Origin of the sequence: Rufibacter sp. DG15C, assembly GCF_001577755.1 — a bacterium.
Taxonomy (GTDB): Bacteria; Bacteroidota; Bacteroidia; order Cytophagales; family Hymenobacteraceae; genus Nibribacter.
Genome location: NZ_CP010776.1, coordinates 1,329,457 through 1,350,266 on the forward strand (window position 1 = coordinate 1,329,457; position 20,810 = coordinate 1,350,266).

At 51.2% G+C, this 20,810-nt stretch carries 22 protein-coding genes and 1 tRNA gene; 12 read left to right on the plus strand and 11 right to left on the minus strand.

The window, feature by feature from the left end:
* Positions 1-23 precede the first annotated feature (23 nt).
* The 9 genes from TH61_RS05520 to TH61_RS05560 all read right to left on the minus strand — a co-directional run bounded on the left by TH61_RS05520 (position 24) and on the right by TH61_RS05560 (position 6,496).
* Positions 24-821 carry a histidine phosphatase family protein gene (locus tag TH61_RS05520; RefSeq protein ID WP_066512553.1) on the minus strand — a complete coding sequence of 266 codons (798 nt, stop codon included), beginning with the start codon at positions 819-821 and terminating at the stop codon, positions 24-26.
* Positions 822-1,038: 217 nt separating this feature from the next.
* On the minus strand, positions 1,039-1,452 hold the full coding sequence (locus TH61_RS05525; RefSeq protein ID WP_066506939.1) for a VOC family protein: 414 nt from the start codon (positions 1,450-1,452) through the stop codon (positions 1,039-1,041).
* A gap of 12 nt (positions 1,453-1,464) precedes the next feature.
* Positions 1,465-1,680 carry a GDCCVxC domain-containing (seleno)protein gene (locus tag TH61_RS05530; protein WP_066506942.1) on the minus strand — a complete coding sequence of 72 codons (216 nt, stop codon included), beginning with the start codon at positions 1,678-1,680 and terminating at the stop codon, positions 1,465-1,467.
* A gap of 7 nt (positions 1,681-1,687) precedes the next feature.
* On the minus strand, positions 1,688-2,245 hold the full coding sequence (locus tag TH61_RS05535) for a hypothetical protein (RefSeq protein WP_157600566.1): 558 nt from the start codon (positions 2,243-2,245) through the stop codon (positions 1,688-1,690).
* Between the two features lie 5 nt (positions 2,246-2,250).
* A complete protein-coding gene (locus TH61_RS18095) occupies positions 2,251-2,448 on the minus strand; it encodes a hypothetical protein (protein WP_157600568.1) in 198 nt (65 codons plus the stop codon).
* 20 nt (positions 2,449-2,468) lie between these two features.
* Positions 2,469-3,080 carry a mercuric transport protein MerTP gene (gene merTP, locus TH61_RS05540; protein ID WP_066506946.1) on the minus strand — a complete coding sequence of 204 codons (612 nt, stop codon included), beginning with the start codon at positions 3,078-3,080 and terminating at the stop codon, positions 2,469-2,471.
* Positions 3,077-3,451: a metalloregulator ArsR/SmtB family transcription factor gene (locus tag TH61_RS05545; protein ID WP_066506953.1), complete on the minus strand. Its 375-nt coding sequence runs from the start codon at positions 3,449-3,451 to the stop codon at positions 3,077-3,079. The genes merTP and TH61_RS05545 overlap by 4 nt, the downstream gene beginning before the upstream one ends.
* Positions 3,452-4,557: 1,106 nt before the next feature.
* Complete coding sequence (locus TH61_RS05555) at positions 4,558-4,971, minus strand: hypothetical protein (protein WP_066506956.1); 414 nt, start codon at positions 4,969-4,971, stop codon at positions 4,558-4,560.
* A 610-nt stretch (positions 4,972-5,581) separates the two neighbouring features.
* Positions 5,582-6,496 carry an exonuclease domain-containing protein gene (locus TH61_RS05560; RefSeq protein WP_066506958.1) on the minus strand — a complete coding sequence of 305 codons (915 nt, stop codon included), beginning with the start codon at positions 6,494-6,496 and terminating at the stop codon, positions 5,582-5,584.
* A 359-nt stretch (positions 6,497-6,855) separates the two neighbouring features.
* Between TH61_RS05560 and TH61_RS05565 the strand changes: the two genes are divergently transcribed.
* The 4 genes from TH61_RS05565 to TH61_RS18485 all read left to right on the plus strand — a co-directional run bounded on the left by TH61_RS05565 (position 6,856) and on the right by TH61_RS18485 (position 10,855).
* Positions 6,856-7,377 (plus strand): helix-turn-helix transcriptional regulator, encoded by a 522-nt coding sequence (locus TH61_RS05565; protein WP_066506968.1) that lies wholly within the window; start codon positions 6,856-6,858, stop codon positions 7,375-7,377.
* 66 nt (positions 7,378-7,443) lie between these two features.
* Positions 7,444-7,929 carry a hypothetical protein gene (locus TH61_RS05570; protein WP_066506975.1) on the plus strand — a complete coding sequence of 162 codons (486 nt, stop codon included), beginning with the start codon at positions 7,444-7,446 and terminating at the stop codon, positions 7,927-7,929.
* Between the two features lie 138 nt (positions 7,930-8,067).
* Positions 8,068-8,895, plus strand: coding sequence for a hypothetical protein (locus TH61_RS05580; RefSeq protein ID WP_157600570.1), 828 nt, complete (start codon positions 8,068-8,070; stop codon positions 8,893-8,895).
* Between the two features lie 352 nt (positions 8,896-9,247).
* Complete coding sequence (locus TH61_RS18485) at positions 9,248-10,855, plus strand: recombinase family protein (RefSeq protein WP_071887914.1); 1,608 nt, start codon at positions 9,248-9,250, stop codon at positions 10,853-10,855.
* Here TH61_RS18485 and TH61_RS05595 read toward each other — a convergent pair.
* Positions 10,811-10,887: transfer RNA gene (locus TH61_RS05595), tRNA-Met, on the minus strand. The two genes, TH61_RS18485 and TH61_RS05595, sit on opposite strands and share 45 nt — an antisense overlap.
* 73 nt (positions 10,888-10,960) lie before the next feature.
* Positions 10,961-12,745 carry an outer membrane protein assembly factor gene (locus TH61_RS05600; protein WP_197464104.1) on the minus strand — a complete coding sequence of 595 codons (1,785 nt, stop codon included), beginning with the start codon at positions 12,743-12,745 and terminating at the stop codon, positions 10,961-10,963.
* Between the two features lie 87 nt (positions 12,746-12,832).
* On the opposite strand from TH61_RS05600, the gene hemW reads away from it, so the two are divergent.
* From hemW to TH61_RS05640, 8 genes are all read left to right on the plus strand, one after another.
* On the plus strand, positions 12,833-13,975 hold the full coding sequence (gene hemW / locus TH61_RS05605) for a radical SAM family heme chaperone HemW (protein WP_066507009.1): 1,143 nt from the start codon (positions 12,833-12,835) through the stop codon (positions 13,973-13,975).
* Positions 13,976-14,114: 139 nt separating this feature from the next.
* Positions 14,115-15,239, plus strand: coding sequence for an MBL fold metallo-hydrolase (locus TH61_RS05610; RefSeq protein ID WP_066507010.1), 1,125 nt, complete (start codon positions 14,115-14,117; stop codon positions 15,237-15,239).
* 145 nt (positions 15,240-15,384) lie between these two features.
* The gene (locus TH61_RS05615; RefSeq protein ID WP_066507013.1) at positions 15,385-16,296 is read left to right on the plus strand and encodes a bestrophin family protein; all 912 of its coding nucleotides are present in this window, start codon (positions 15,385-15,387) and stop codon (positions 16,294-16,296) included.
* Between the two features lie 61 nt (positions 16,297-16,357).
* Positions 16,358-16,672, plus strand: coding sequence for a hypothetical protein (locus tag TH61_RS05620; RefSeq protein ID WP_157600574.1), 315 nt, complete (start codon positions 16,358-16,360; stop codon positions 16,670-16,672).
* A 194-nt stretch (positions 16,673-16,866) separates the two neighbouring features.
* Positions 16,867-17,442 carry a pentapeptide repeat-containing protein gene (locus TH61_RS05625; RefSeq protein ID WP_066507016.1) on the plus strand — a complete coding sequence of 192 codons (576 nt, stop codon included), beginning with the start codon at positions 16,867-16,869 and terminating at the stop codon, positions 17,440-17,442.
* Between the two features lie 181 nt (positions 17,443-17,623).
* Positions 17,624-18,529, plus strand: coding sequence for a LytTR family DNA-binding domain-containing protein (locus TH61_RS05630; RefSeq protein ID WP_066507018.1), 906 nt, complete (start codon positions 17,624-17,626; stop codon positions 18,527-18,529).
* Positions 18,530-18,660: 131 nt separating this feature from the next.
* Complete coding sequence (locus tag TH61_RS05635) at positions 18,661-19,959, plus strand: hypothetical protein (protein WP_066507028.1); 1,299 nt, start codon at positions 18,661-18,663, stop codon at positions 19,957-19,959.
* Positions 19,960-20,087: 128 nt separating this feature from the next.
* A complete protein-coding gene (locus TH61_RS05640) occupies positions 20,088-20,783 on the plus strand; it encodes a 2'-5' RNA ligase family protein (protein ID WP_066507031.1) in 696 nt (231 codons plus the stop codon).
* Positions 20,784-20,810 lie beyond the last annotated feature (27 nt).

Sequence of the window (20,810 nt, forward strand, 5' to 3'; positions counted from 1 at the left end):
ATATATGCCACGCTATGAGAAGTTCATCCGCTTATAATTTTGACTAAAATAGTGGTGCCTAGATAGCCACTGCCCCCGTTTCTCACTACACGCCATCCTTTTTTTTCCAGATTCTCCTGAATATACCGGTTTAACAACCCATGCGCCACAAGGGCCACATTGGACTTTTCTTCAGTAGCTTCGTCTAAAATACTAGCAGCCTTCCTTGCCCGTAGACGAGCATCGGCAAAGCTTTCTGCGCCTTGCCGGTCTATGCTCAACGCCCATTTTATACGTGCGGCTGAGGTCCAGAAATTGATAGGCATCCGCAGATTAGGGCTATGGTGCCCCATGGACGTTTCGAATTCCCTAAAGATCGGGGATATGGTCATCTCCCTGTCTTCCCCAAAGATATATTTTGCGGTAGCTTTGGCCCTGTTGATAGAGCTGGAGAATACTTTAATCTGAGCCGGGCTCTGAATGTTGAAAAAGGAAGCATCAGGGACTACAATCCCCACGCTATCATAATCCGCGACAAATCGGCTTGCCTCTTTGTATGAGAACTTACCAATCTTCCGCAAATCAGGCTCTCCATGGCGTATAAGGGCAATCTGAAGGATTTTACTGCGGGATGGAAGTACCAGGTCATTTTCATTTAGGAAGGAGACATTTTGCGCGACAGGCTTTCCTTTGGCTGTCACGAAAGCGGACTTGGACCCCATTTCCATGTACTTCGCCTCTATGCTTTTGATGGTCTGGTGCATTATATCCTTGGCTATAACATTCACCGAAGATAGGGTCAGTAAAATCAAGACGGGGAAAAATAAGGCTTTTCTGCGCATATTCATTGTAGCTGTATGCATGTATAACCTCTGAGGCATAGGGGTAGTTCCTTTCCCAGAGGTTATACATGCATACAGCTACAGAATCAGGCTCTGACTACCAATATTTTAATTTGAAGGTGTATGGCTCTGTTGTAACTTAACAGGATACATTAACGACAACATATCCAAAGGAATGTAATACTTAAAAGGAATTTTAAATTACTATTCAATTACGCTATGCAATCACCTCATAAAAGGTAAGCAGATTCCTGTGGTGGTCTAAAGCCGGAAACTCCCTATCCCCCCAAGGCTGGTCTACCACCACTGTTTCAGTGTCATAGATAATGCCTTGGCTCTGGTATTCCCTGAATAGGTCGTCTATTCCCTGTACCTCTATTCTGCAACTGGCAGTACCGGCCAGAAAGCTTTCGGCACCACTGCAGATAGGCATTACAGTCATAGAGGCTCCCCTCAGTCTCCAACTTTCATCCCCTGACTTCCACAGATGCAGTTCCACCTCGTCACGGACTAAGATAGCGAACTCCTCTTCCTGGTGGCGTGCCTCAAAGCCAAGCCTCTCCGAATAAAATTTAACTGACTCCCCAATATCCCTGACGGGAAGCGCAGGAATGGATTTCTTCATCTTCATGCTTCCAAAGGGCTAGGCGCAACACGGTTTGTCCTGTTGAATAGGGGGGCATTTCACGGTGCCGTAGCTACAAAATACACAGCAGTCACCCTGCAAGGGCTTTAAAACGGTGTGGCAGTTCCCGCACTCGTAGAAATACTGGCACGCATTGGTGGGCATTTCCTCCTCTTTGGCGTGTCCGCACTCTGGGCAGGTGATGGTGGATTCTAAAATCACTGTGTCTTCCATTCTTTCGTTAGTTTTTATCACAGCACGATTTGCCGGTGGCCTGTGAGCATGATTCCCCTTTAGTTCCTTCCAGTTTCGGTGCAATGCAGAGTTCAACATGGGGCATGTTGCCTATGCCTACGTACTTCTCACCGGCGGCCTGAATCTGCGCCTCAATTCTGTTGTAGGTTTCTGTGTTAAGGTCTTTGTATGAGGAAAGGGATAGGAAAAGGTCTGCGTAGATTTTCTCCACGTCCGCTTCAAACTGCTTTTCAAACGACGGTTTCAGCAGTTGCTTTTCTCTGTAGCCATTCATGGTGTTCTTGGCTATTATGCGCGCCTCTTCCCTGCTTAATTCGTCCACTTCTCTACCCCTGAACCAGGCTTTCTTGTCTGGGAATGAGCCGGAAAGGCTTGCCTCTTCTTTTGGTGTCAGGGCAGTCAGTTCAGAGTTGTGGGCAGTGCCAACCGCTTTCAATACAGCTTCCCTTTTGTCTGCACTGACAGCACTACGCCACTTAACAGCCACTACCGTTCCTTTCCTGTTAAGCCAAGTCCCATCTATGGCATCACTGTGCTTTTCCAAGTCTACTAAATAAACTTTGCCTTGCTTCCGCAACCAATGGTAGGGGCCGCACTGCACACCAAAGGTGCACCGTAGAAGGAAATCCCCTTGGTGTCTGGGGAATACAGACGGGCATACATAGGAATTGCAAGCAACAGTAATACTGAAAGTGCTGCTATGGTGGTGAAGGGCTTTATTTTCATGCTCCGGTTTATCGTATTCATCTTTTCTGAATTAATGCCCCTTACTTTTTAATCTTCACCTCTGTGACTTTGTACCCTGTGGCCTTTATGGCTTTCTGCACCTCTTCAACCGTGGTTTTGGTTTTGTCAAACTCCACCACGGCATTGGACTTGGCGTAGGAAACCGTCAAGCCCTCAATCCCCTGCAGTTTGTTCACCTCTCCGGCAACGTGCCCCTCACATGCGGCACAAGTCATACCTGTGATGGTGAACTCTGCCACCGTTTTGGCCTTTGGTTTTCCCTGTGCTTTCGCGGGGCTGGTCTGTATCGTGGATTCTCCAGAAAACACGTTGGCATAGTTAGGGAAAGTGAGCATCAGCAGCGCGAACGCGGTCACTAGGGTAAGGAAAGTTTTGCTTTGCATAAATCTGGGTTTATCTGTTTCACAATTACAATCTGTCTGGGGCCGTGGCTTAAATTTCTGATACCAGGCAAATGCCAGTACCGCCAACGTGACGCCGATAAGCCAAGGCCGAAACGGTCCAATCCAAGCTAGGGACGAGGCCAGTCCGCCTGTTCCAGCTACAAGTGCAAGGATGGGTGTGATACAGCACAGGGAAGCCGCAAGGGCCGCTATTAGGCCTGTTCCGACCAGTTTATTCTCCGTCTTCATACAGCTTCCAATACTTCACATTCAGTAACTATCTGTAAGAATGGCCTCAGCACTTCCCCATACTCGGGAGATAGGGAATAGTAGATGGTTTGCCCTTCTTTGGTAGCCTTGACAAGGCTCCGGTCTTTCATCTTACGCAAATGCTGTGACACAGCCGAAACCGTGATGCCCAGAATGTCGCTCAAATCACATACACAAAGCCCTTCTTCAACTGAAAGAAGGAACAGGATCTTTAGTCTTACAGGATTCCCTGCCATCTCCAGGCCATTGGCTACATGGGCAAAAGAATCACTTAAGGCTCCAACCCTGTCTTTGCAGCGTTCTATCTGAGGTACATCTGTCGCTTGACGGATGCATATGATGTTTTCCATACTGCAAAGTTAGGTTTGGTTAAGTATTTAAGCAAATTCTAAAATAGCCCACCCTCATTCATGTCACTGATGGAGTTTATGAGAACCTGGATTGTCTGTATCTTTATGGATTCGCCTACGGGATAAGCTCTATATTATTGGTGCATCTGGAATCCGAGAGGAATGACTGCAGAGCCATATATATGAGCCGTGCCACTTGCAGAGACAGAAGTCTATGAAATAAAGCCGGACATAATGAGGATAAATACAAGTAGGTGGAATAGGGTACGGTATACAGCCTTGACGCCTATCTATGACATAATAGGCCGTGTATTCACTAAATTCAGGAAACTGTCCATCGATGGACTGCAACTGACACGGGGCGACAAGGTGCTAAACTATTTCACCAACGCCCTCTTCAGTAACATAAACAGAAGCTTTGAGGCAATTGCAAAGGAGACTGGCCTTGAAGTGGTATCGAATACCATAGCTGACTTCAGAGGTAATTACCGAATTGTCATTCTCACAAAACAGTATTGAGTCTGGCAACTTAAAATACTGGAGCTCAGCAAGGATACCTTTGAAGTAATTATTATATTGAACGGCAAAATGATTCAGACTCATTTGCTTGAAAAGTTGAATCCTATCTTTATTAATATAAATATTTTAACCCTAAATTCTTTACAACATGCAAACAATAGAAGCAATCAAGCCAGGGCCAAAGCCAAAAAAACAAGACGGTACGCCTGACGAGAGAAGACGTGTTACTCCCGAAACACAACCTAAACACCCAGATTTGAAACCTCACAAACATAAAACTGGGGACTCCAAATAAACTGCAGTTAAGAACTAAGGCACGTCAATTTGATGTGCTCTAGTTCCTAACTAACCAATGGTTGCTAAGATATCACTATATCAAAAGCCAGAGAACTCATCTTGGTTTTGCATAGCAAACGAAGATGAGTAAAGCAGGCCATCTGGACACTTTGCTGCAGCCAAGTCAGCTTTAATAAGCCGGCCCGGCTAATGTCACCAATAGTAGAAAAGGCAATCTCTGACCTTCCACAAAGCATAAGCTGCATTATTATTGCCGGGGCTATTGCAGGATGGTATAAGCTTGGCTAACGTCAGGCAGTTAGCCAAGCAAGGGCCTCTACCCTATTGTAAAAGTTGCGGTTCTCTAACTTCAAGTTAGCCTTCTTAGAGACCTGATCACCTATCTCCCGGGAGATTTTCTCTCTCACTAGGTCGGCGTGCATAATCCTGGCGGACTTCTGCAGGCGGGTCTTTGTCAACCTATGGGCGAACTCCGTTACTATCGCCTGGTACTCTACCATGTCCAGCTCAGGGGAGATAGCGGCCTTGGTGCTATCAATCAGGAGCCGCTTCACGTCATAGTTTCGGATGTACTCCACAAGCGTGTTGAGCGACTGCTCCACCTCAGGCAGATCATAGGCGCTCACGCTCGGCCATTCCACGGACAGCACGTCCGTGCTTGGGCTGTAGTCAAGGACAATGAGTCGGTTCTGGAAGAGTATCATACACCAAAGTTGCATTTATATCAATTGGCATACAATCCAAATTTAGGGAATAGTTCTAGCGTCAAATAACAGAGACCTCAGGTGAACACCAATATATTATTAGCTCGCATGTCTAATAATATATTGGTTCGTTTTTTCTTGGTCAATGCATTAGATAGCAGGTCACTTTGTGTCTAGGTGTATTCAGAATCTTACATTTGTATTGTCTCATAAAACGGCCGTTTTCTGGGACTACTCCAAGAATTGCCTATTCCTACTCTAATCGCATCAAATCCTTCTCTTTTTAACGTCTCACAAATCAAAACACGTTCCCCATTTTTGAGAATGGCTTAATGAGACAATGGAATAAAGTAGGCAAGCCCGGCTCCCCACTAAGGACCGGCAACTGGAACAGCAGCCAATTTTAAATACTGGGCGCAGGTGCGGATAGATGTCAAGATATGAATGAGACTTGACCGAGTAGCGTCTATAGCTTGAAAACTCAATAGGCCACTTGAGGATGGCTCTCATCATCTTGCCAATGAGTATCTGCCATCTTTTTGGATACTTCCACTATTGGATACTTCCACCATTTCGCTCAGGGAAGATTCTGCGATCACGGTCGGCGGGTTTAGATATTGCAGAGGAAGTCTCTCTCGGATAGGATCTCCAAAGGGGCACCCCTAGCGATAAGGGAAACCGCTTTCTCCTGCTTGCCGCTCATCCCGTCCTCGCCCACGACCCTGAAGTCCTGCTGCCCCACCACCAGGTAGTCTGTGTCCTTCCTCACCCCGGAATGGTTCGCGCCACCAATGTCTGCAATGACCTGCTGAGCGGCGGCTCTCTTCATGGAGGAAAGGGCGCCGGTGAACACAACGGAGCGCCCGAAGAAAATGCTTTCCGGGTTGTGCTTTGAGGCATCCCCTATGATGGGGTTGAACCCTCTGCCGCTGTAGTCCCTCTTGGTTTCTGACGGCGTGTAACCTCCATCGAACAGTCTCCCGATAGAGGTTCTAAGCTTTGAGGAGCACTCCCTGACGCAGGAAGTCTGTGTCTGCCCGAGGATCTTCAGCGTCAGCTCAGCGCAGGCTCTGGAGTCGGCCGCCGCCCGATGGTGGCCCGGCCTTATGCTGTGCTGGCTGCAGAGCGACTTGAGGTTGTATGAAGCGAGCCCGGGCCAGGCCTTCCTGGACAGGATATAGCTACAGGCATAGTCGAGGCTGGGGAAGGGAATACTGTATGAGGCAAGGGTCCCTCTGAGGACGTTGAGGTCGAAGCCAGCGTTGTGTGCGACAATGAGGTTGTTCTCCAGCCTCGGGCGGAGCACCTCCCAAAGATCGTGAAATTCGGGCTCATCCGCTACATCCTGAGGGGTTATCCCATGGATGGATACGTTGAAAGGCGCAAAGTACGGAAAGGACCTTGGCTTGATAAGCCACGACTCCGTGTCCACAACCTGCCCCTCCTTCACATAAGTGAGGCCAATCTCACAAGGGCTGTCCCTGTCAGCGGTGGCCGTCTCAAAGTCTAAGGCGATGAAATCCATGTGTATTCCTATCTAGGATAAAATTACTGTGAGTAATGAGAGTTGCCCCTCTTATTACTTTATGTCTCACTGCACATGAAGGTTAATGTTCTGTTCAAATTTTTCTAAAAAAAATATGAATTTGATATAATGGAGAAGCGAGATAATAATTATCTATTGATAGCAAAAGGCTTAACACAACTCATTGTATCACAGCCGCTACAAAATGTATCACCCCAACCACAACTTGTATTGGTAGCATTACAATGTGTAGCCTCATCACCACAAAGTTTCTCACCTCTACCATGCTCTTAAAAAAATTTAATTTATTTTTTAGTAATTTGTTGTACAATTTCTAAATAAATCATTTCCTTTACAGCATGTCTAACATACACCACAAGATCAGATCCGTGCGCAAGGCGCGCGGCATGACCCAGGAGGCGGTGGCTGAGGCACTTGGTATGACCAAGGGCAACCTGAGCCGCATGGAGAAGGGAGACGTGACCATCTCCCAGGAAAGAATCGATACCCTGGCAAAGTTCTTCGGTATGAGCGCAGAGGAGCTGGCCACCTACGAGACGCTGGAGGAGAAGGTGACCAAAGAAGACCGCAATTCAGTTTTCTCAGAACAACTCCGGCAGCGCGAGGCGCAAATCCTGAGGATGCAACGAGAAACGGAGCTCTTCCTGCTCGAGCTCCTCTCCCAGATGGTGCGTGAGGACGAGGCGCAGGGCCACCCGCAGCCGGGCCACCGGCTCTTCGAGCTGCCGGGCATCGGGCGCCTGCTCAACGGTGAGAACACCACGGCGGGCTTCGCCCTGCTGGAACCCTACCGCGAACACGAGCTCTTCAAGGCGCAGGCCATCTTAGGCAGGCTCCACCCATCTACAAAGAAGAAATAAGCCGAACAGTTCAGCTATCACCTATTGAAATCGATAACATATTTTATCCACCAAAACCCAACTACCATGCAAGAACAAACGAAAGAAGCGGCGGAGCTTTACGGCCTGCCCATCACCCTAAGGGTGCCGGCCGAGCTTAAGCGAAAGCTGTCCGATGAGGCGGCGGCGCTCGGCGTCAGCCTGGCCCAGCACGGGGCGGGCATCCTGGCCGGCGCCCACCAGGCCTCGGAGAGCGTCTCCACCCAACTGGACCTGGCCCTCCGGGAGAACCGAGCATTAGGCCAGAGGCTAGCCGTTCTGGAAAAACAGAGCGCCTGGCAAGAGGGCGATGCCGGCAGCGTGCTCGATACCCTGCGCAGAAACTTTGCAGTCCTTGCCGAGGCGCACGAGAAAAGGGAGGCAGTGACCCAGGACGCGTTGAGGGCAAGGGGCTTCGACTTCAACTTCAACACCAATATCGCCTTCTTAGACGGCGCCCAGTACTTCTGCGTCTTTGGTCTGGGCTACCGCCTGGAGGGGAAGAAGATGACCATCCGAGAATTCAAATCATAAGACCATGACAGCTACCTACACCTTAGTGGAATGGCCATCGGCGGACCTAAGCGCCCTGCCAATCGGCCCGCCCCGGCAAAGAGGCCAAAACAAATTATATATCATTGCTATCCTCTTTCTCTTGGCCCTGGCCCTGACGTGGCTCATCTTGGAGAACAGGAGAAAGGAAAGGAAGTCGCCATGGGCATGAAGACGGGAACAACGACACAGGACCTGCCCGCCCACATCCGGCATGAACTGCCCAGAACCCTCACCGCCCGGCGCGTGGAGCCGTCCGCGGACGACCTGGCCGCACTGACAGCGCTGGGGCTTGGCATCGGCGTCCCCGGTGGCGGGCTCCTCACCCTGGCCGAGGGGCTGTGCGTGGGGGTGCTGGCCGAGCTGGCGCGCTACGGCTTCCCCTCCCGCGTGGTCTACGCCGTCGGAAAATTACTGACGGCGAAAGTGGAGGTGGAGGGCATAGAGCTGCCCGGCAGCGGGGGCAGGCTCCTGTACGCCGAGATGTCATTGCTGGACCTCTACCTGGAGGAGGCGCTGGAGACCGGTGGCAACGCCCTGTTGCAGGTCACCCGGGACGGCAGGACCCAACTGGTCTCCCGCGGCAGCAGCCACTCTCACCCAGCGGGTGGATGCGTGAGCTTCCCGCTCCTTGCCATGGCCCACCAGCTCGCTGGGGATAATACTCAAAGTTTCCAAGGCAGCTTCCAGGCGCTGGTCGGCGAGGCTGAGTTGGCCCTACTTGCCGCCGTGAACGAGCCGGCATACCGAGAGGTCCAGGTGGTCAAGCCAAAGCAGGGCGGCGCCCACCGCTGGGACTTGCTCACCGTAGAATCGGGCGTGGCCTCGCCCCAGGAGCTACACCGCCTGGTAGGACAGACGGCAGGGACGGCGGACACCGTCAGCCTCACCGGCCTGCCCAGCCAGCGCAAGGCTTCCTACACTTACACCCGCAGGAAAAGGTACTAAGACCTAAGCATTAATCGCTCCAAATCAGCAAGAAAAATAAACCGGCACTGAATACCTCAGGCCCATATAAAGAATAGGCATCCTTACTGAATACCTCAGACGCGTGCGGAAACCTCTGATTTTCCGTGAAGGCATCAACTACTAACCCTAATTTAAAACAAAGACCCCTTACCCCACATACCCTCAAAACATACCCTGGCCTGCAAAAGCTAAGCTACAAGGAGGCAGAGGAAATATTTGAAAGCCTGTCGCTCCTCGCCCAGCTCTGCTATGAGCTGTACACAGAGAACCAGGTCGATGACAAAACATAAAAAAGAACACCTTAGGTATATCAAATTCAGATTAAAACGACATGGCTAATCTAGATTCATTTAAGGCCTTTGCCAAAGCTGGGAAGAGCCAGAGCCGCAGGCACAGCAACAAGGTGGTGGTCTACACCCGCGTATCCACCAAGGAGCAGGCCGACAACAACCAGAGCCTTGCCACCCAGCGGAAGTACTGCGACGCCTTCGCCCTCAAGAACGGGCTGGAGGTGGTAGAGTACTTCGGGGGCACCTACGAGAGCGCCAAGACCGACGAGCGGAAGGAGTTTAACCGCATGCTTGCCTTTGTGAAAAAATCCAAGGAGCAGATCGCGAGTATCATCATCTACAGCCCTGACCGCTTCTCTAGGTCTGGCGCCAACGCCATCCACATCGCCAAGGAGCTCCAGCAGAACAACATCTCCATCCGCTCGGTGATGCAGGAGACCAACACGGCCACCGCCTCTGGCAAGTTCCAGCAGAACATCCAGTTCCTCTTCAGCGAGTTCGATAACACCCAGCGCCGTGAGAAGTGCATGGCCGGCATGCTGGAGAAGCTGAAACGAGGAGAATGGCCCACTAGAGTTCCTATTGGATACGATCAGTTAACCAATAAAGGCCAGCAGCAAATTGTAGTGAATGAGAAAGGCAAGCTACTTCGCAAAGCATTCCAATGGAAGGCGGAGCAGCGTCTTTCTAATGTAGAAATCATTGAGAAGCTGGAGTCCATGGGGTTCACCCTCTCAAAGCAACGGCTAACAGAGATCTTCCGGAACCCCTTCTACTGCGGCATCCTCTCTCATAATCTATTGGAAGGCGAAGTGGTGGAGGGAAAGCATGAGAAGCTGATCAGCCAGAAAGTCTTTTTTCAGATCAATCAGATCCAAGCAGAGAACAACAGCGGCTATACCACTAAGAAATATGACAACCGCCTGCCGTTGAGAAACTTTATCCGTTGCGCGTCCTGCGGCACCCACATGACCGGCTATGAGGTAAAGAAAAAAGGCATCTTCTACTACAAGTGCAACAAGATCGGGTGTAAGGTAAACAGAGGTGCCCGGCAGATGCACGCCAGATACGAAGAAGTGCTTAACGGCTTCCAGCTGGAAAGCGACCTGCATGAGCCCATGACCCAGCGGATACTGGACGTCTTCCAAGAGATGAACCAGCAAAAGGAGGACGAGCTGAAGCACACCAAAGCGCACCTCAAAACCATCGACCAACAGTTGGAGAAACTGGAGGAGCGCTTCGTTCTTTTGGAGGAGATTACCAAGGACCAGTATGAGAAGTTCACCCAAAAGTTGAGACTGGAGAAGAAGCAATTGGAGGGAAGGCTCCCGGCAGAGCAAATAAAATTATCGAACCTGCAAAAATACCTCAGGTTTGCGGTGAAAATGTGCTCTGAGATAGGCTCTATGTGGGTTTCTGGTAGTTACCACCAACGCCAAAAGCTGCAGAAGCTAGTGTTTCCGGAAGGAGTGCTCTATGACAAGAAAATGGACGGTTATCGAACCTATCGGGTGAATGCGATTTTCTTCCTAATCGCCTCATTGTCAGCCAAAATGGGGATAAAAGAAAAAGGACAAACCAGTAATAAAACTGATTTGTCCTATTGGGTAGCGGGAACAGGACTCGAACCTGTGACCTTTGGGTTATGAGCCCAACGAGCTACCAACTGCTCCATCCCGCACTGTTTGTAATACAAATGTAGGAGGTTTTGCCATATCCTCCAAACGTTTTTGGCAAGTTTTTGTGAAAACAGGCTAAAAACGGCCCGTAATCCCGAAGTGAATTTTAGAGCGCTGCAGTGTAAATGGCTCACTGGCAGTGCGTCCCACCGAATATACCAGCTGAAAAATTCCGGCGCCAGTAGAGAAACTAATTCCGCCGCCTACGCCGCTCGCCCATTGTGCCAGGGTGTCTTGGGGCAAATCCCGCCGCAGGTAGCCTTGGTCATAGAGCAGGAACATGTAAGAATCCAGCCCGGTGTAGAGCCTATACTCTAAAGTACTAATGGCGTAGGAAGAAGCATAGAAGGCATAATCATCAAACCCGCGCAGCGAGGAAAGGCCGCCCAACCTGTAAAGCTCATTCAAATATAGCCGTTCATTCAAGAGCGCTTCGCCTTTTAGGCGCGTGAGTAGGACCGCGTTTTTAGAGACGGGCCAGTAGCGCTCCAACCTAGTAGCCACGCTGAACTGCGAGGTGCGCAACTGCAGGGTGTCATAGTAACTGGCTTCTACGCGCGCGTTGCGCTGGATGCGCTTGGTGCCCACCGCGCCCTGCAAAAAGGCTTGCATGCCCCGACGCGGAAAGAATAAATCATCCAGGCTGTTCCAGCTATAAGAAAGGCCATAGGAGGTGAAGTTGGCGTCAATCGCTGAAGAGTCGTTGCGCTGGCGCTTGATGACCTCAGCGGACAGCATCTGGGTGCTCAGAATCTCGGTGAAGAACGTCACCCGGTTGGTGACGGACAAAGGATAGGTCACCTCTACCCGCGGCCGAAGGTTTAGAAAAGAAGTATCCTGTTTGTATAAGTGAAACTGCGCGGCCACCTCCAACGGTGAGTTAAAGAGATTGGGATGTCGATATTCGGCGTCCAGCAGTTGGGAGTTCCGGTCTACTTTGCGCCAGTGGAGGCCAATCTGCTTACCGCTGCCGCGTAGGTTGCGCACCTGTAGGTTCACTTCACCAGTAATGAGGAGTTTGGCGCTTTGGGCGTTGGGGTCGGGCAGGAAGCCGATGATACCGTCAAACTGGTTGGCCTTTTTCTCTTCCAGAAAGAAATACACGCGCGCCTGGTTCTTGGCAAACAATACCTGCGGCGGACCCACCACCCGCACAAAGGGCAATTGCCGCAAGGCCCGCAGCGCCTCATCTATGCGTTGTTGCGAAAACGGCTGGCCGGGAGCCAGCTGGGTGAATCTATACAAGGCGTTCTGCTGAATTCTGGCATTGCCCACAATCTGCACCGAGTCTATGAGCATCAAAGGTCCTCGCACCACGCGCAACGTAGCCTGAATCTTATCATCCTCCACCTCCAAAGAATCCAACCTGACCTGCGCAAACGGATGCCCAATGTTCTCCGCTTCACGGATAAGCGCGTTCTGAAGACGGGCGAATTCCTCGGGCCGTAAGGGCGTGCCGCGGTAGAGCTTTTCTCTAAAGCCCACTTTCTCCAGCAGGCCTTCGCCCACGTTGCCATTCTTCAAGGACGCCCATTGGTATTGCCCGCCCGTAAAAACGTGCACCGTTAAAGAGTCTTTCTTCAGGTGGAAAGAATCTATGGAGGCGGTAAGGTAGCCTTCTTCCTGCACTTGGGTGAGCCATGCCTTGAGTTCCTGCCTGAGGGCCAGGGAATCCTGTTCCTGCAGTTTGGGCTGTCGGCGTTCCCAGACGTTGGCGGCTTCGGGCGAAGGGGCCACCACCTTTAGTTTCAGGCGGTTTTGGGCCAGCAAAGTACCAGAGAATCCCCAACACAGAGCCAGCACCGCTATAATTCTATAACTTTGCCTGCGTAGGTTGCTTACCCTGTGGGAACTTGCCATCCATTTCATTGTTTACCAAGGTACTGCTTGCCGGGGCAACCGTGCAAATGCAGTACTTTATCCTTCATCTTTTACCTATAACGCACTTTGGCCGGAATTTATCTTCACATCCCTTTTTGTAAACAAGCCTGCCATTACTGCGACTTCCATTTTAGCACCTCGCTGGGCTTGAAAGAAGCGGTCTTGCAGGCCATGCATCAGGAACTGCTTCTGCAGAAAGACTACCTGCGCGGCGAAACTATCCAGACCATCTACTTCGGAGGCGGTACGCCGTCCATCTTGTCGGTGCCCGAGATTCAGGGACTGCTGGACGCCATTTACCAGTTGCACACCGTCACGCCAGACGCCGAGATTACCCTAGAGGCCAACCCAGACGACCTGACACCCGAGAAACTACTGGCCTTACGGCAAACGCCCATCAACCGGCTGAGCATTGGGGTGCAGTCGTTCCATGACCCGCACCTGCAGCTCATGAACCGACCGCACTCTGCGCAAGAAGCCGTGGAATGCATCACGCTGGCGAAGAGCCTCGGCTTTGACAACATATCCCTAGATTTAATCTACGGCATCCCCGCCGAGGACGAAGCGCTGTGGGAACAGGACCTGGCCAAAGCTTTCGCCTTGAACGTGCAACATTTATCTTGTTACGCCTTGACCATTGAACCGAACACCGTGCTAGGCCACCGGCTGAAGAAAGGAAAATTCACGCCCGCCGAGGAAGAACGCGTGGCCCAGCAGTTTGAGCTGCTCATGACCGAGGCCAAAGACCACGGTTTCCTGCACTATGAAATCTCTAACTTCTGCCAGCCCGGCTTTGAGAGCAAACACAACAGCAGTTACTGGCGGCAGGTCCCGTATTTGGGCATAGGCCCTAGCGCGCACTCCTTCAACGGCGTGAGCCGGCAGTTCAACAAAGCGCACAACCCGCAGTATGTAGAAGCCTTGAAACTAGGTCAACTGCCTTGCACCGTTGAGGAGCTGTCTATAGAGGACCGCGTGAACGAGTATGTCATGACCACCCTGCGCACCAGTTGGGGCTGTGACACCGCTTACGTGCAACAGAAATGGGGCATGGACTTGCTAACCTTACACGCAGCCTACTTAGCTAAAATTCAATCCCAGGGCCTGTTACGCATAGAAAGCCAAACCCTCCTTCTCACCGAGGCCGGCAAACTCCTGGCTGATGAAATTGCACTGGACTTGTTCCTGCTACCGGAAGAGACTGAATAAACCGAGTAGCCGTCATTCGTTTTTGGCCTACTTCTCAGAAAACAGGCCAAAAACGAACATCCACTTTCACCTTGGTATCTAACAATATACCACTAATCATTTTATGCGCTCAGGGGTTATACCTTTGAGACTCTATCCCATGAAGAAATTTATGCTCATTTTGCTTTCCATTATTGGGGCCATTGCCTTGGGCGGCGGCCTGTTCGTGTCGTTTGCGCCTACGTTTGGGGCCACGGCCCAGGGCCAGAGCCTGGACAGAATCCAGAAGTCCCCCAACTTTAAAAACGGCAAGTTTCAGAACGCATCGCACACGCCCATGATGGACGAGTCGCCGTTACTGGACAAGGTCAAAATCTTCTATAAGTTCTTTACCGGCGTAGACGGTTCCTCGCCCGAAGGCCCTTTGCCCATGGTCAACTTGAAGCCAGGTGACTTTCAGGCAACGCCCAGCCAGACGCCCGTGATTACGTGGTTCGGACATTCGGCGGTGATGATAGAAATTGGGGGCAAGCGCATCTTCGCGGACCCTATGCTGGGACAGCGCGCCTCGCCGGTCTCGTTCATCGGTTCTAAGCGGTTTAATAAAGACTTACCCATCAAGATTGAAGACCTGCCGGCCTTAGACATCGTGTTGCTGTCGCATGACCATTATGACCACTTGGACCACGGCACCATTGAGAAACTGAAGGGGAAAGCCAAACACTTCTTCGTGCCGCTGGGCGTGGCCGCGCACCTGGTAAAATGGGGCGTAGCGCCGGAGAAAATCACGGAACTGGACTGGTGGGAAACCGCCACCTATGAGGGCCTCACCTTGGCCGCCACCCCAGCCCGCCATTTCTCTGGCCGAGGCTTAAATGACCGCGACAAAACGCTCTGGTGCTCCTGGGTGTTGAAGTCGGCCAGCAACTCAGTGTACTTTGGGGGAGACTCTGGCTATGACAAGCACTTTAAAGAGATTGGCGAGAAGTACGGCCCGTTTGATGTGACCATGCTGGAGTGCGGCCAGTACAACAAGGCCTGGAAATACATTCACATGATGCCCGAAGAAACCGCCCAAGCCCACGTAGACTTGAAAGGCAAAGTCTTGATGCCTACGCATTGGGGTGCTTTCTCCCTGGCCCTGCACACCTGGCAAGAGCCTATTAAGCGCCTGAGCAAAGCCGCCAGACAACTCAACATCCAGATGGCTACGCCTATTATTGGCCAACGCTGGGAACCTACGGGTACCTTGCCGCAGGAGCAATGGTGGAAGGGTGTTAAGTAAGAAATAATGAATGCCGTTTTTGGCCTGTTTTAGAGAAATCAGGTCAAAAACGGCATTACCATATCCAGAGAAAGACACGTGCGTATGAACAAGACGGCTATTTGGTGGTTACGCCACTAAGTCGTTTTCTAATGTTCATAGAACTATGCTGCTGTCCCATAATATTCCCTTCAGGTACATCTTCCGGAAAATACGGGTAGATGTGTTGCGCGTGCTGCTGTTCTCCATCTCGTTTCATATTCTAAAGTTGGTCCTAACTGATGCCCTGCCACCGGTGCCCTCTGGGTTGGCGTCTGTGCTGGGTACGGGCATCTCCTTGCTATTGGCATTCAACCTGAACCAGTCCTATGAACGGTGGTGGGAGGCACGCATCATCTGGGGCGCCATCGTGAACGATTCCCGCGCGCTCATGCTGGAACTGAAAGCGTTCATCTCCTCGGCAGACGCCCAGAAACCACACATTCAGGCTGTGGTGCGGGGTATGGGACTTCGGCAGATTGCCTGGTGCTACAGCCTGGGACAGAGTCTGCGCAAGCAAAATCCGTTGGAGCATTTAGAAGAATTCATTCCGGCCCAAGAACTGGCGCACCTACAAGACAAGATGAACAAACCGCTGGCCTTGCTGGAGTTGCACATGCAAGACGTAAACCGGCTGTACCAGGAACAAGCGCTCAACCAAATGCAGCAAACGCAGGTTTCGGGCACCGTTACCCGGCTGGTGGACTCCATGGGCAGGGCAGAGCGCATTAACACCACGGTGTTTCCGGCCACCTACAGCATGTTCATCCATTTCTTCATCTACCTCTTCTTGGTTATTCTGTCGTTCACGCTGGTAGAGGCCATTGGCGTGTATGAAATACCGGTGCTCACGGCGGTGGCCTCTACGTTCTTCTTGGTAGAGAAGACCGCCCGCCACATCCAGGACCCGTTCATGGACAAACCCACAGACACGCCGGTCACCGCTATTGCCCGTACCATTGAGATTAACATTAAACAGATGCTAGGCGAGCCCAACGTACCAGAACCGGCCCAACCCGACGGTTATTTCTTGATGTAGCCGGCTGCGTGTGGAAAAGGGGTGGCCGTTGCATCCTAAGAGAAACTAACCTTTTCTACTTATGGAAACTGCAACCAACGCTCATTCGCTTGCTTCCGCTCCCCGTAGCCCAAGAAAAGCCAGTTCTGTTTTGTTAGCCGGCTTGGCCTGTCTGGCCCTTCTTCTCTTGGGTGGTTTGTATTTCATCTCTACCCTCCAACCCGCCGTGCATGTTAGTTCAACGGTAGAAAGCACGGCTATTCCTTCAGCAAACCCAGATACCAGTACTATCTCTCCCTTCCCGCGTCTGGATAATCTGGCTGGCCATGCCATGTTCGCGCCTTTGATAGCTCCTGCCTCTGACTCCTTTCCCAAAGTGCGCGTCCGTCAGAGGTAAGCTAGTGTACAGGATTCTCCGGAGCATTAGCGTGCCATTCTTTTTGGTGAGTGCTCGTGTCTGGCTCATATATCTTAAGCGATTTGGGCCGGGCACGAGCACTTGCTTTTATTTGGGAGAAGCGCCCACCCATCAACAAATAAATTGGCCAAAAACAACTTCATGTTCTCCTAACTTCTGCAGAAGTTTACACTATGAAAGACATTCTGCACCAGAACAAGACGTTTGAAGGCATTGACTATACCAACCAGGCCATTTCGGGCAGGGAGTTTGACGGGTGCACCTTCAAGAACTGCGATTTCTCCAACACAGACCTTTCTAACAACAGCTTCTTGGAGTGCCAGTTTGAGCACTGCAACCTGAGCAACATCAAACTGAACAGCGCCAAACTACAGGACGTCGCATTCACGCACTGCAAAATCATGGGCGTGGACTTTAGCGGGTGCCATGACTTTCTGCTGAGTGTGGAATTCACCAATTGCTCCCTGGACTACGCGTTCTTTGGCCGGAAGAATTTCAAGAAGACCAAGTTCACCGGCTGCAGCATCAAAGAAGCCAACTTCACGGACACGGACCTCACCGAAGCCAAGTTTGCTGACTGCGACCTGCTCAGAACGGTTTTCCAGAACACCAATCTGGAGAAGGCAGACTTCTACACAGCTTACAATTATACCTTAGACCCCGAAGTGAACCGCATCAAGAAAGCCAAATTCTCTACGCAGGGCGCCTTGGGCCTACTGGCCAAATACAACATCAGCATTAAGCAGTAGTAATTCTGTTTTTGGCCTGTTTTCTGGGAATAAGGCCAAAAATGGCTTCCACTGGCAGTGAGGCTCTCAAACTATTGTCCCACTAAATCTGGGCTTCGTGACAACGTGTGTTGCCCGGCTGGGCAAAATCTGTGTATCTTTCCTTTGCGCAAGATTGCCTTAGACTTTAGTGGTGTGCCCCATGCTTTCGTTTTTCAAACAGCCTTTTCCGGTAAGTGAACTGAACCTGTCCAAGACGCTGGGGCTTTCCCTGCTGTTTGGGGCCATGATTGCGTTCTGCCTGGTGGTGTTTCAGCCGTTCGGGTCCTATAACTGGCACTCGCCTACCAAGAATCTGGTCTTGTCGGGGTACGGGCTGGTGGCGGCTTTCTCGGTGTTTCTCAACTTCTATGGCTTCAGAAGAATGGCTCCCGGTTTCTTTCATGAGAGCCGTTGGAACGTGGGCAAGGAGATTCTCTGGAACCTGGTGCATTTTGTGACAGGCGGTTTCCTGAGCACGGTGTATGGCGCAGCCATGGGCATTATGCCGTTCTCTATAGCGCAAATCAGCTACATGATTCTGGTGGCCTTCATGATGGGTTTGGTGCCGGCCATCCTCATTGTGCTCATCATGTATGTGTACCTCCTGCAGAAATACCGTCCCATTGAGCTGGTGAGAAAAGAAGAGCCGGTTGCCGCGCCGTTGGTGTTGGACAGCCCTGATCCCTCTAGCCCAACACTTATAGAACCTGAACCAGCCAATACGCATATCACGTTCGTTGCGGAGAACGAAAAAGACACGCTCACCTTAGAAGCCACCAACCTTCTGTACATTGAAGCGAGTGACAATTATTGCACGGTCTTTTACCACCAGAACAACATCCTGCAAAAACACTTGTTGCGCAGTAGCCTCAGCCGGCTAGAGAACCAAATCACCCACCCCGAAGTGGTGCGCTGTCATAGGTCCTATCTGGTGAATCTGGACCGGGTGCAGAACGTATCGGGGAACGCGCAGGGGTATAAGCTGCACTTTACGCAGACCGAGCAGACGGTGCCGGTGGCCAGGGCGTCTAGTAGTGTAGTGAAATTGTTCTTCGTGGCCAGCTAATCGCCCCAGGGGACCTTGCCATTCGTCCCAAAACGTGCCTGTGGCCCCAAAAACGGCACCTTTCGCCCCATTGCCCAGCGGCGCATTTTATCGCCCCGTACTTTTGACGAAACGATTAACCAAACCTCGTCATGAAAAAAGTACTGAAAAGAATCGCCCTGTTTGTCCTCCTTACGCCTATTGTTCTGGTAGCCTTGGCCGCCGTTGGTTACTTTACCTATAGACTGGTAGCCGTAGGCGGAGAGAGCACGCTACACCAAGCGTACCTAGCCAAATACAAGGAAGAAATCACGCCAGCGAAAGACCCCGCCTTTTCCATTTTTGACAGCGCATTCTACAAAAACCAAGTCTTCTTTTTAGGCGAAGCGCACGGCACCGCCAAGCCGCAGGAACTGGACTTCGCGCTGGTAAAACACCTTAACCAAAAAGTGAACATGCGCCACTACCTAGCTGAAGTAGACTACAGCCAAGCCCATTTCCTGAACCAGTACTTATTGACCGGCGATGAGAAGAACCTGGACGTGGTGTTTCAGTTCTGGGCCCGCCTAAACGCGCAATGGGGTAATCAGGATTTCATGAACAAGATTAAGAAGATACGCGCCTACAACCAGACTTTACCTGAGGCCCAGCGCATCTCCATTGTGGGCGTAGACCGCGTTCAGGACCCAGAAACCCTGCACCGCCATTTAAAGCAATTAGTGGTTACGCTTCCGGCTAACCAAAGCCCTCTACAAGACAGCCTGCGCATGCTTACCATGACCGACAGCCTAGACACTGACGCTCTTGCTAGAATGGCCAAAGGACTCATCACCAAAGACAGCACCAACCTCACTTTTGAATTGCGCCATACTTTGCAGAATGCCGTTTATTACACAGACAGAACCAAGCGCGACAGCGTGATGTACCTGAACCTGAACACGCTAGTCCAGAGCAAAGGCCTGCAAAAGGAGAAATTTTACGGCATGTGGGGCATGTTCCACGCCATTCCGGTAGAAGTGGAGCGTGGCACGCCGTTCGCCTATCTGTTGCAGCACGCCAACTCGCCGTTCAAGAACAAGGCCGTGTCCATTGGTGTGTATACCCTGGACAGCGAAAGCATGATGCCCACCGCCTCTATGCCGTCTTTTGTGTCTAAGGGACAGCGCTTCGTGAACTCCACCATGACCAACAATGACGGGCCGCTGGTGTTTGTGAACGGCATCAAGGACCTGCGCGCTGTGACCAAGGAAAATTCCATAACGCTGTTCAAGACCGATGCGCCCGGCACACCTTACAAAAATTCAGCCCGTCTGGCTAGCTTTAAAGTCTTGATGCCCAACCAGAGCATCGCGTTCAAGCAGGAGAACACGGGCCTTGCCGATGTCTTCCAATACATCTGCCTGGTGCGCAACTCCCGGGCCACTACTCCGGTGGAGGTGAAACAACTCTAAGCCGCTAGCGCAGTAAATAGAAATCAGAAGCAGGGACTTGAGACGCCTTGCTTCTGATTTTCCATTTTTGGGCTACTTTAGCGAAAACAGGCCAAAAACGTCTTTCTTTTCTTCGCTGTCTTTCCCAGATGACCAAACCCCAATCTCTTTCTGACCAGTATGACACGCTCTGGCGACAGGCGCATCATCAGTTCTCCCAAGGAAGTTTTGAACTAGACCCATTCTTAGCCAGCAAAACTCCAGACACCAGAAGAGGCATCACGCTACTCGCCCGACCAAACCCTGAAGTGCAGACGCGTATCCAAGAGATGTTGCAACGTTTGAAAGTTGTTGAGCCTTCGCAGTATTACTACCCCGCCCAGGACCTACACTTGACCCTTCTTTCCATCATCTCTTGCTTACCTGACTTTGATTCAAGGTCTATTCAGGCAGGTGACTATTGCCGGTTGTTACAAGAAGCATTACATGGTATCCAGCCTTTTATCATTTATTACAAAGGCATAACGGCTTCTCCCTCGTGTATCATGGTGCAAGGCTTTCCGGATGGCGAGGGTTTGCAACAGCTGCGGGAGCAAGTGCGCACGGCCTTTAAGAATTCTGACCTGCCTCACACCATTGACCAACGCTACGAAATTCACACCGCCCATAGCACGGTGCTTAGGTTTCAGGCACCGTTAAAAAACCCAGCAGCTTTCCTGAGTCTGTTAGAGCAATTTAGGGCGACCGATTTTGGCAGTTTTACAATTGAACAAGTAGAACTGGTGTACAATGATTGGTACCAGCGGGCCAGCAACACGCAGACGTTGGCTACTTTCCAGTTGTGATGCAGATTTGTCGTTTTTGGCTTATTT

Excerpts from the sequence above, each read along its gene's own strand:
- TH61_RS05520 (WP_066512553.1), bottom strand. The coding sequence starts at position 821 with ATGCGCAGAAAAGCCTTATTTTTCCCCGTCTTGATTTTACTGACCCTA.
- TH61_RS05525 (WP_066506939.1), bottom strand. The coding sequence starts at position 1,452 with ATGAAGATGAAGAAATCCATTCCTGCGCTTCCCGTCAGGGATATTGGG.
- TH61_RS05530 (WP_066506942.1), bottom strand. The coding sequence starts at position 1,680 with ATGGAAGACACAGTGATTTTAGAATCCACCATCACCTGCCCAGAGTGC.
- TH61_RS18095 (WP_157600568.1), bottom strand. The coding sequence starts at position 2,448 with ATGAATACGATAAACCGGAGCATGAAAATAAAGCCCTTCACCACCATA.
- merTP (WP_066506946.1), bottom strand. The coding sequence starts at position 3,080 with ATGAAGACGGAGAATAAACTGGTCGGAACAGGCCTAATAGCGGCCCTT.
- TH61_RS05545 (WP_066506953.1), bottom strand. The coding sequence starts at position 3,451 with ATGGAAAACATCATATGCATCCGTCAAGCGACAGATGTACCTCAGATA.
- TH61_RS05555 (WP_066506956.1), bottom strand. The coding sequence starts at position 4,971 with ATGATACTCTTCCAGAACCGACTCATTGTCCTTGACTACAGCCCAAGC.
- TH61_RS05560 (WP_066506958.1), bottom strand. The coding sequence starts at position 6,496 with ATGGATTTCATCGCCTTAGACTTTGAGACGGCCACCGCTGACAGGGAC.
- TH61_RS05565 (WP_066506968.1), top strand. The coding sequence starts at position 6,856 with ATGTCTAACATACACCACAAGATCAGATCCGTGCGCAAGGCGCGCGGC.
- TH61_RS05570 (WP_066506975.1), top strand. The coding sequence starts at position 7,444 with ATGCAAGAACAAACGAAAGAAGCGGCGGAGCTTTACGGCCTGCCCATC.
- TH61_RS18485 (WP_071887914.1), top strand. The coding sequence starts at position 9,248 with ATGGCTAATCTAGATTCATTTAAGGCCTTTGCCAAAGCTGGGAAGAGC.
- TH61_RS05600 (WP_197464104.1), bottom strand. The coding sequence starts at position 12,745 with ATGGCAAGTTCCCACAGGGTAAGCAACCTACGCAGGCAAAGTTATAGA.
- TH61_RS05610 (WP_066507010.1), top strand. The coding sequence starts at position 14,115 with ATGAAGAAATTTATGCTCATTTTGCTTTCCATTATTGGGGCCATTGCC.
- TH61_RS05615 (WP_066507013.1), top strand. The coding sequence starts at position 15,385 with ATGCTGCTGTCCCATAATATTCCCTTCAGGTACATCTTCCGGAAAATA.
- TH61_RS05620 (WP_157600574.1), top strand. The coding sequence starts at position 16,358 with ATGGAAACTGCAACCAACGCTCATTCGCTTGCTTCCGCTCCCCGTAGC.
- TH61_RS05625 (WP_066507016.1), top strand. The coding sequence starts at position 16,867 with ATGAAAGACATTCTGCACCAGAACAAGACGTTTGAAGGCATTGACTAT.
- TH61_RS05630 (WP_066507018.1), top strand. The coding sequence starts at position 17,624 with ATGCTTTCGTTTTTCAAACAGCCTTTTCCGGTAAGTGAACTGAACCTG.
- TH61_RS05635 (WP_066507028.1), top strand. The coding sequence starts at position 18,661 with ATGAAAAAAGTACTGAAAAGAATCGCCCTGTTTGTCCTCCTTACGCCT.
- TH61_RS05640 (WP_066507031.1), top strand. The coding sequence starts at position 20,088 with ATGACCAAACCCCAATCTCTTTCTGACCAGTATGACACGCTCTGGCGA.